We start from the raw sequence: 10015 nt of genomic DNA, 5'->3' as shown, positions 1-10015 counted from the left end.
GGCCGCCGGTCAGGGGCGGGCCTGCGGCCCGGCAGAGGACGGTTCGAGCCGGACGACGACGGACTTCGACGTGGGGGTGTTGCTGCCGGCCGCCGTGGAATCGAGGGGCACGAGGACGTTGGTCTCGGGGAAGTAGGCTGCGCAGCAGCCTCGGGGCGTCGGGTAGGGCACGGCCCGGAAGGCGGGCGCCCGGCGCTCCACACCGTCCTCGTACTCGCTGACGATGTCGACCAGGTCCCCTTCGGCCAGACCCCGGTCGTCGAGGTCGTCGGGGTGCACGAACAGGACCCGGCGGCCCTGGTGGATGCCGCGGTAGCGGTCGTCCAGGCCGTAGATGGTGGTGTTGTACTGGTCGTGGGAGCGGAGCGTCTGCAGCAGCAGCCGGCCCGGCGGGACCTCGGGGCGCTGCAGCGGGTTGACGGTGAAGTTGGCCAGACCGGTGCGGGTCGTGAACCGGCGCTCGTCGCGAGGGGGGTGGGGCAGGGCGAAGCCGCCCGGCCGCCGTACCCGGGTGTTGAAGTCCTCGAAGCCGGGGATCACGCGCTCGATGCGGTCGCGGATGCGGTCGTAGTCCGCCTCGAACTCCTCCCACGGCACCTGCGGGCCCCTTTCCCCCAGGGTCGCCCGTGCCATCCGGCAGACGATCGCGACCTCGCTCAGCAGGTGCTCGGAGGCGGGGGCGAGCCGCCCCCGCGAGAGGTGCACCATGCCCATGGAGTCCTCGACCGTGACCTCTTGGGGGCCGTGCGGGCGCAGGTCCGCCTCGGTCCGGCCGAGGCACGGAAGGATGAGCGCCTGCTCCCCCGCCACGACGTGCGAGCGGTTGAGCTTGGTCGAGATCTGCACGGTGAGGCGGCAGCCGCGCAGCGCCCGCTCGGTCAGCTCGGTGTCGGGGGCCGCGGCGACGAAGTTGCCGCCGAGCGCGACGAAGACCCGTACGTCGCCGTCGCGCATGGCACGGATGCTCTCCACCGCGTCGTGACCGTGGTGGCGGGGCGGAGCGAAGCCGAACTCGGCGCCCAGCGCGTCGAGGAAGGCCTCGTCCGGCTTCTCGTGGATGCCCATCGTCCGGTCGCCCTGCACGTTGGAATGGCCGCGCACGGGGCACAGGCCGGCACCGGGGCGGCCGATGTTGCCGCGCAGCAGGAGGAAGTTGACGACGTCCCGGACGGTGGGCACGGAGTGCTTGTGCTGGGTGAGTCCCATCGCCCAGCAGACGACGGTCCTCTGCGCGGCCAGCACCTGGCGGAAGGCGGCCCGGATCTCCTCCTCGGAGAGTCCGGTGGCCTCCAGGATGTCGTCCCACGACGCCTTGCGGGCGTGCTCGGCGAACTCCTGGAAGCCGTGTGTGAACCGGTCGATGAAGGAGGTGTCCAGGCAGGTTCCGGGGGCTTCGTCCTCCGCCTCCAGCAGCAGGCGGTTGAAGGCCTGGAACAACGCCTGGTCCCCGCCCAGCCTGATCTGCAGGAACTGGTCGGCCAGCCGGGTGCCGCCGCCGATGATGCCCGAGGGCCGCTGGGGGTTCTTGAACCGGAGCAGCCCGGCCTCGGGCAGGGGGTTGACCGCGATGACGCGGGCGCCCCGCCGCTTTGCCCTTTCCAGCGCCGAGAGCATGCGGGGGTGGTTGGTGCCGGGGTTCTGGCCGACGACGAGGATGAGATCCGCCTCGTGGAGGTCGTCCAGACTGACGCTGCCCTTGCCGATGCCGATGGTCTCCACCAGGGCCGTACCGCTCGACTCGTGGCACATGTTGGAGCAGTCCGGCAGGTTGTTGGTGCCGAAGCTCCGCACGAAGAGCTGGTAGGCGAAAGCGGCCTCGTTGCTCGCCCGTCCGGAGGTGTAGAAGGCCACCTGGTCGGGATGATCGAGTGCGGTGAGTTCGCGGGCGATCACGGCGAACGCCTCGTCCCAGGAGACCGGCCGGTAGCGGTCGCTGCCCGCCGGACGGTACATGGGGTGGGTGAGGCGTCCTTGCTGCCCGAGCCAGTAGTCGGTGCGGGGCAGCAGATCCTCCAGGGTGTGTTCGGCGAAGAAGTCCGGGGTGACCCGCCGCACGGTGGCCTCCTCGGCCACGGCCTTGGCGCCGTTCTCGCAGAACTCCGCCCGGTGCCGGTGGTCCGGCTCGGGCCAGGCGCAGCCGGGGCAGTCGAAGCCTTCCTTCTGGTTCACCCGAAGCAGCGTCAGCAGGCTGCGGCGGGTGCCCATCTGTTCGCCGGCATGCCGCAACGAGGAGGTGACGGCGGGGACACCGGCGGCGTACTCCTTCGGGGGGCCGACCCGCAGACGGGCGTCGCCGGGGTCCTCGGCAGGTGGCTTGCGAATCATCTGTGGCGCTACTCCGCGGTGTAGGGGATTCAGAGCGACGCCCTTGCCGTCGCCGGGCATCGCGGCCCGCCGCGGGGCGCTCGGTCGCTCACAGGGAGTTGCACATCACGAAACAGTGGCGCAATATGCAACAGCTTCAGCTTAGGTAAGCCCCCTGCCGGCTTCCTGTCAAGGCTCGCACCGCGGCGGGGCACGGCGGCCTGGCGGCGGCTCCTGCCCGGGGGCGGCGGGGCCCACGCGGCAACGGCCGCCGTGAACGGCGGCCGTTGCCGCGCCGGGGCCGGCGGGGCGGCACCCCCTCCGCGCCGGCAGCCGGGCGCACGTGGAGCCACCGGCACAGCGGACTTCGCCGCAGACTTCGGCACCGGGGCCGGCAGGGGCGCCCTTCGGCCACGTCAGCGCTGACGGCTCGCGCGCCGGGGGCGGATGTGGCACCGTTGGCCCCGGCCTGGTCCGCCGCCGTCCCCCGTGGTGGCGGACCAGGCTTGCGTACGTGCCCGATGCCGTGCGCTACTTGAGGCCGGCCGCCGCGCAGTCGGCCCGGTACGCCGGTGTGCAGAGCTGCTGGACCGTGTAGACGCCGTCCGCGATCACCGTGTCCTTGACGTTGTCCTTGGTGAGGGCGACCACCGGGACCAGCGTCGCGGGGATCCTCTTCTGCGTCGGGCTGTCCACCGTGTCGCGGGTCAGCGCGTCGAAGGCGATGTCACGGCCCTGGACCTTGTCCACCGCCATCTGCGCGGCGTTGCTGGCCTCGTCCAGGAACGACTTGTAGACGGTCATGTACTGCTCCCCCGCGATGATCCGCTGCACGGCGTCCAGGTTCGCGTCCTGCCCGGTCACCGGCGGGATCGACTTCGCGCCCGCCTCCTTGAGCGCGTCGACGACGGCGCCCGCCATGCCGTCGTTCGCCGAGTACACCGCCGCGATGTTGCCCAGCCCGACCGACTGGATCGCCTGCTTCATGTTCGCCTTGGCGACCGCGGGCGACCACTTGTCCGTGTCGTACTGCCTGACGATGTCGATCTTGCCCTGGAGCACGTCGAGCGCGCCCTTCTTGAACCTCGCCGTGTTCGGATCGGCAGGATCGCCGTTCAGCATCACGAGCTTACTGGTCGCCGCCTTCGGGCCGAGCGCCTCGAGGAGGCTGCGTGCCTGCACCTGGCCGACGAGTTCGTTGTCGTGGGAGACGTACGCGTCGATCGGGCCCTGCGCCAGGCGGTCGTAGGCGATGACCGGTATGCCGGCGTCCTTGGCCTTCTGCACATCCGGTGCGATGGCCTTGGCGTCCAGTGCGTCCACCAGGATGATGTCCACCTTCTCGGCCACCATCTGCTGGAACTGCCGGCTCTGCCGGGGCACGCTCGCCCCGGCGTTGGCGTAGACGACCTTGCCCCTGTTGTGCGTGAGGGAGGCGACCGACTTCTTGATGACCGGGTAGTCGAACCTCTCGAAGCGCGCAGTGTCCCGGTCGGGCAGGAGCAGCCCGATCCTGAGGTCGTCGCCCTTGGTCGGCGATGCGGCGCCGCCGCCCCCGCCGAGGCCGCCGACCGCACCGCACGCGGCGAGGAGGACCGTCGAGGAAAATACTGCCCCGACTGCGGCAGTACGCCTCGGAGCAGGTCTGTAGGTGGTACGAGAGTTCACTTCCGGGGCCTTCCGAACGGGGAGCAGCTTCGTGACTCGCGTGGCCGGCACACCGAGAGGGAACCCGTGACACGTCAAAGTGCCGTCGCGGCAAAGGGCGAAGTCCGGTCCGGACCGCTGTGCCTCGCCGGGGCCGAGGGCAGACAGAGGCAGGCGGAGACCGATGGGCCCCGGGCCGCTCACTGACTCGCGTGGCCGACAGCCAAGCGGGCAACTCGGTGACACGTCAAGACGTTGTCGTAACAAAGCGTCGACGAGTCCGGTACGGACCGCTGCCCCGCCCGGGTCGCGGGCAGACGGAACCAGGGACGCCGCCGGACCGGATCTCGTGGATCGAGAAGGGACGTGACCCGATCCGGAGCCAGGGTACGACGGTGACAACGCGCCCTGGAATCCGGCGCATTGACGTACCGTCGGCCATCGCTCACCCCGGGGGCTCACCCCGGGCGCCGGGAAGCCCGTCCGGGGGCGCCCGCCACGGCGCCCCCGCGCTCCCGGTCGCTCCGGTCGCTGTCGCTCTCTCGCCCAGCGACTCAGGAGCAGCGACTCGGCGCCTCTTCGGTCGCTGACGCAATGCCGACCGAAACCGCAGGTCAGGACTGTTACGAGGCAGGCACAGCGACTGAAGCGACCAAAGCTGCCGGTATATGAGCCGTTCCTGTGTGCGCGTGTGCGTCATATATAGAGGACTTCAGTCGCTTCAGTCGCTGTCGTAGGTGCGACACCAGCCTTGAACTGGGCATTCCCTTCCGGCTGCCGGGCAGCGACCGAACCGGGTTCGGTCGCTGCCCGGCGGTTCGGTCGCTGCCGACGCCCTGCCGGCCGCGGCATCCGACACGGCGTCAGTGCTCTCCCGGGCGTGGTCCGCGACCTCATCGGCCACGTTCGCTAGTCTGTGTCCGTCATTGAGTCGCTTCGGTCGCTGTTAGGGGATGCAGATGCCTGCTGAGCTGCGTATTTCGCGCAGCGACCCAGGGCAGCGAGTCTCCGGTCCTTCAGTCACTGAGCTGCCACTGGTGACCGCCGCACAGTGCGCGAGCCGGGGCTGGCCCGTCCATCCGCTCGCTCCCGGCCGGAAGATACCTGCAGCGAACTGCTCCGAGTGCCGCAGGGCCTCGCACACCCACGCCGACTGTCCCTGTCTGCCCGCGGGCCGCTGGTGCCACGGCTTCCACGCCGCCACCCTTGACCGGCACCGCATCGAGGAGTGGTGGGGTGCCCACCCGGACCTCGGCGTCGGCGTGGCCTGCGGCCCGGCAGGGCTGGTCGTCATCGACATCGACGCCAAGTCCGCCCAGCCTCCCGGCCGGGACCGGATCCTGCCGGGCATCCCCATCGGCGACCACGTCGACCTCCGGGGCCTTGCCACCGGGTTCCACACGCTCGCCGTCCTCGCCGCGCTGCGGGGGCGGCACAGCCCCGCCGACGACGACACCACCCTGCGCGTCCGCACCCCTTCCGGCGGCCTCCACGTCTGGTACCGGGCCGCAGGCGGCCGCCGCTGGCAGTGCTCGGTCGGCTCCAGCCAGGGCCGCGCCCTGGCCTGGCAGGTCGATGTCCGTGCCTGGGGCGGCTACATCGTGGCTCCGGGCACCCGCACCAGCCACGGCACCTACATCCCCCTCGGTGACGTGCGCGAACCCGCCGTCCTCCCCGAGTGGTTGGCCCAGGAACTGCTGCGGACGGGCCACCTGTGCGCACCGAGCGTTCCCGGCCCCCGGCCGGTCCCGCCCCGGGGACGGCAGGCCGTCCGGGCAGCGGGCGGCGGCCGGGACCGTGCCTCCCGCACCCTTGCAGCCGTGCTGGCTCCCGTGGAGGCCTGTGGCCAAGTCACCGAGGGCGCGGGTTTCTCCGAGGCACTCAACCGTGCCGCCTACACCCTCGGTGGCCTCGTCGCCGCCGGCCACCTGTCGCAGGACGAGGCCGAGGGCGCACTGGAAGAGGCCGCGGCCGCGGCCCGTCCGGGCCAGGAACGGCGCTGCGGGCGGATCATCCGCAGCGGCATGGCCGCCGGTCTCAAGCGTCCGCTGAACACGACCTGGAGGGGCGGTCCGTGACCTCGCCCGGCAACGAGACCGAGACCCTCTTCGACTTCGACCCCGAAGCCGTCGCCGCTCAGATCCGCAACCAGGGTCGCGTCCCCGTTCCGCCGCAGACCGATGGCGACCGGGGACGTGAGGGTGGGGCGACCCCGGCAGGTCTGCTGCCGGACACCCTGTCCGACCGGGGCAACGCCAAGCTGTTCGTCAGGCTCTACGCCAACGATTACCGGCACGTCCCCGGCATCGGCTGGTACCGGTGGGACACCACCCGCTGGCAGATCGACGAGGACGACACCGTGCTGTGGGCAGCCGGTGAACTCGCCGAGAGCATCGCCGGCCAGGACCCCCGCGGGGTGTTCTCCGCCCAGGCGCTCCAGCAGCACCGACGCCGGGCCCTGTCGACCGCGGGCATCAACGCCATGCTCACCCAGGCCAGGTCCGCGCCGGGAATGGTCCTCAACGCCGCCCTGCTGGACGCCGACCCGTATGCCCTGTGCACCCCGGACGGGATCGTGGACCTGTACACAGGTCTGATCAAGAAACCCGACCCGAACCTGGATTTCCACTCCAGGTCCACCAGCGTCGGCCCTCAGCACGTGCGCACCCCGCGCTGGGACCGCTTCCTGACGGACACCTTCGGCGAAGACACCGAAGGCCGCGAGATGATCGCCTATCTTCAGCTGCTGCTCGGTTACTCCGTCACCGGCGATGTGGGCGGCCAGGTCCTGCCCTTTCTCTTCGGCTCCGGCAAGAACGGCAAATCCGTGCTGCTGGACGTCTTGATGAAACTGCTCGGCGACTACGCCGACGCCGCCCCGCCCGGCTTCCTCATGGCTCGTCCCTACGAGGGCCACCCCACCGACCTGGCCGAACTCCACGGCCGCCGTGTCATCGTGTGCAGCGAGGTCAAGCCCGGCGACAAGTTCGACGAGGCCCGCGTCAAGCTGCTGACCGGTGGTGACCGCATCAAGGCCCGGCGCATGCGGCAGGACTTCTTCGGCTTCCAGCCCACCCACAAGCTCTGGCTGCTGGGCAACCACCGGCCCGAAGTCGGCACCGGCGGGTTCGCGTTCTGGCGTCGCATGCGCCTGATCCCGTTCGAACGCGTCGTCCCCGACGACCGTAAGATCGACAACCTTGCCGACGTCCTGGTCACCGAGGAAGGTGCGGGCATCCTCGGCTGGCTGATCGACGGTGCCCGCCGCTACCTTGCCGGTGACCGTGACCTCACCGGCCCCGAGCGCGTGCGCATCGCCACCACCGCCTACGCCGAAACCGAGGACCACGCAGGCCGCTTCTACGACGAGTGCTGCGCCCTCGGCCCCGCACTGCGCGCGGAACAGACCGCCCTCTACGCCGCGTACAAGGTGTGGTGCCACAATGAGGGCGCCCCTGCCATGTCCTCGCGAGCGTTCGCCGCACGTACGCGTGAACTGGTCGGGCTGGCCTCGCCCAAGGAGATGATCCTGTCGAACCAGCGCAAGCACTACCCGGGTATCGGGTTGCTCACCGACGAGGAGAGGGGCGCCACCCTATGAGCTCCTTGATCACCGAGGATGAGATCAGTCACGAGACGGACATCGTCTGGCTGGAGGACATCGAGGTCCTCGACTACGTCCGCCAGAGCCTGGACCGGCTGCCCACCCGACGGGGCAAGCCCGCCTACCACCGCCCTGGCCGCATGGTCGGCTACGCCCTTCTCAGCCCCCAGGCGAAGGCCTCCCGCTCCTCGGGCACCTTCCGGCGCCGCGTCTTCTGGCTGCTGCCCCACGACCGCGACAGCGACCCCGAAGGGCTCTACGCCAAGGGCGCCCCTGCCGAGGCCATCGACCCCCGCACCCTCAAGGCCCGGATGAAGGGCTACAAGACCGAACGCTCCGAAGGCGGCCCGCCCTCCACCGCCATGCGCGAACTCGGGATCACTCTGCCGCTGTGACGGGTGGCCTGTCACGGACGGCGGCAGACAACGCTGTCGCCGGGGCCGGACAGGACACAACTCATGCGGCCACGGTGTGAGCGGACGCCGGTGCACGGGGACACGCACGGGCAGCGATGCGGCAGCCCCTGGCAGGTAGGTAGTTCTGCGGATGGCGCTGTCACCGGCGCGCCTTTTAGGGTTGGTTCACCACTCGTCGGAGTCCTCCGTCCCCTTCCACTTCGAGAGAGCTGATACGGATGAGCCGCCACACGCAGCAACGAGAGGCCGTCAGCAGCGCGACATGAGCACGGCAATCGTGGTGGGCAGCGGGCCCAATGGCCTTGCCGCTGCCGTGGCGCTCGCTCGAGAAGGCGTGCAGGTCACCGTTCTGGAGGCCGCCGACGCCATCGGCGGCGGCACGCGCTCCGGTGAACTGACACCGGGTCTCCTGCACGACCACTGCTCGGCCACCCACCCGATGGCCGTGGGCTCACCGTTCCTGCGCACCCTCGGTCTTGACCGCTACGGCCTTCGCTGGTGCCTTCCCGAGATCGACTGCGTGCATCCGCTCGACTCCGGTGAGGCCGGCGTCCTGTACCGGTCCGTGCGGGAGACGGCCCGCGGGTTGGGCGTTTCGGACGGACGGCTGTGGCAGCGGGTGTTCGGCCACCTCGCCGACGGCTACGACGCGCTTGCCGAGGACGTCATGCGCCCGCTGCTGCGCCTGCCGAGGCATCCCCTGCGGCTCGGCGCGTTCGGCGTGCAGGCGCTCCTGCCCGCCGGGGCGGTGGCGGCGCTGTGGCGCTCCGCACGCGCACGCGCTCTCTTCGCCGGGGTGGCGGCCCATGCGTTCCGGCCGCTCCACCGCCCGGCCACCGCCGGCGTGGGCTCGTTGATCATCGCTGCCGGCCACCGCTACGGATGGCCCGTCGCGGCGGGCGGGTCCCGGGCGATCACAGACGCGCTTGCCGCCCTGCTTGCCGATCTCGGCGGCGGGATCGAGACCGGCGTTCGCGTACGCTCCATGGCGGATCTGCCGCCGGCCGACGTGGTCCTCTTCGATCTCGCGCCGCGGGCGGTCGCCGACATCCTGGGCGACCGGCTCCCGGGGAGGACAGCCCGCGCCTACCGCCGCTTCCGCCACGGACCCGGCGCGTTCAAGGTCGACTTCGCGGTCGAGGGCGGCGTCCCGTGGACCAACGGATCGGCCCGCCGGGCCGGCACCGTCCACCTCGGTGGCACTTACGCGGAGATCGCCCGAGCCGAGCGCTTGATCCACGCCGGCCGAATGCCGGAGCGGCCCTTCGTTCTCGTCGGCCAGCAGTACCTGGCCGACCCCCAGCGGTCCAACGGCGACATCCACCCGGTGTGGACCTACGCGCACGTACCGCACGGCTACGACGGTGACGCGACGGAGGCGATCGTCCGTCAGATCGAGCGGTTCGCCCCCGGGTTCCGCGAGCGTGTCCTCGACATGGCCGTCCGCTCGCCGGCCGCCCTGGAGGAGTACAACGCGAACTACGTCGGCGGCGACATCGTCACGGGGGCGAACAGCGTGGCCCAGCTCGTCACGCGCCCCCGCCTCGCCCGCGACCCCTACAGCACGGGAGTGCCGGGCATGTTCATATGCTCCGCGGCGTCTCCGCCCGGGGCGGGCGCACACGGCATGTGCGGGGCGAACGCCGCCGAACAGGCCCTGCGACACCTCGCCCGAGCACGCGCGGAAACCGGCCGAACCCGAAAGCCGTCGTCCGCACAGGGCTGACGAGTCCCGTGCGTGAGCCCGGCAGCACGAACCGCGCCGATGTGAGATCACGGCGTCGGGAATCCGGTCGGCATCATGACGAGTGGCCCACCGATCACTCTTCGTGTGAACGATGTGAAAACCGTCACGCAAAGTTTAGGTATTTTCCTCGATGTGGGGGCGGCTGACGATCGGGCAGGGTCGTCTCCAAGAGAGCACGGAGGAATAGGACTCCGGGGCTCGCTTTCGAAAGGGAAAACGCGGATGAGCACCATCGCGAAGGCAGTGGACAGCCTGGACCTCCCTGTGGAGGGCGCCGTCTTCACGTCCACCCGCCCC

The 10015-nt window shown here is 70.7% G+C and carries 7 protein-coding genes; 5 read left to right on the top strand and 2 right to left on the bottom strand.

All coding sequences use genetic code 11. From position 1 onward, the window contains the following. Positions 1 to 9: 9 nt before the first annotated feature. Positions 10 to 2325 (bottom strand): FdhF/YdeP family oxidoreductase, encoded by a 2316-nt coding sequence (locus IE249_RS33595; protein ID WP_189711000.1) that lies wholly within the window; start codon positions 2323 to 2325, stop codon positions 10 to 12. 510 nt (positions 2326 to 2835) lie between these two features. After that, the gene (locus IE249_RS33590; RefSeq protein ID WP_189710998.1) at positions 2836 to 3972 is read right to left on the bottom strand and encodes a sugar ABC transporter substrate-binding protein; all 1137 of its coding nucleotides are present in this window, start codon (positions 3970 to 3972) and stop codon (positions 2836 to 2838) included. 938 nt (positions 3973 to 4910) lie between these two features. Here IE249_RS33590 and IE249_RS33585 point away from each other — a divergent pair. The 5 genes from IE249_RS33585 to IE249_RS39365 form a co-directional block, all read left to right on the top strand. Further along, a complete protein-coding gene (locus IE249_RS33585; RefSeq protein ID WP_189710996.1) occupies positions 4911 to 6029 on the top strand; it encodes a bifunctional DNA primase/polymerase in 1119 nt (372 codons plus the stop codon). Next, positions 6026 to 7552 carry a DNA primase family protein gene (locus IE249_RS33580; RefSeq protein WP_189710994.1) on the top strand — a complete coding sequence of 509 codons (1527 nt, stop codon included), beginning with the start codon at positions 6026 to 6028 and terminating at the stop codon, positions 7550 to 7552. The genes IE249_RS33585 and IE249_RS33580 overlap by 4 nt, the downstream gene beginning before the upstream one ends. Beyond that, positions 7549 to 7950, top strand: coding sequence for a DUF6009 family protein (locus tag IE249_RS33575; protein WP_189710993.1), 402 nt, complete (start codon positions 7549 to 7551; stop codon positions 7948 to 7950). Before IE249_RS33580 ends, IE249_RS33575 begins: the two co-directional genes overlap by 4 nt. Positions 7951 to 8233: 283 nt before the next feature. Continuing rightward, positions 8234 to 9697 (top strand): phytoene desaturase family protein, encoded by a 1464-nt coding sequence (locus IE249_RS33570; RefSeq protein ID WP_189710991.1) that lies wholly within the window; start codon positions 8234 to 8236, stop codon positions 9695 to 9697. Between the two features lie 105 nt (positions 9698 to 9802). Further along, positions 9803 to 10015: hypothetical protein (locus IE249_RS39365; RefSeq protein WP_229859858.1), on the top strand; the 213-nt coding region annotated here is incomplete at its 3' end.

Source organism: Streptomyces anandii JCM 4720, from assembly GCF_014650655.1.
Lineage (GTDB): Bacteria > Actinomycetota > Actinomycetes > Streptomycetales > Streptomycetaceae > Streptomyces > Streptomyces anandii.
The sequence above is the reverse complement of the archived record's forward strand: the minus strand, read 5'-3'. Positions and strand labels throughout refer to the sequence as shown.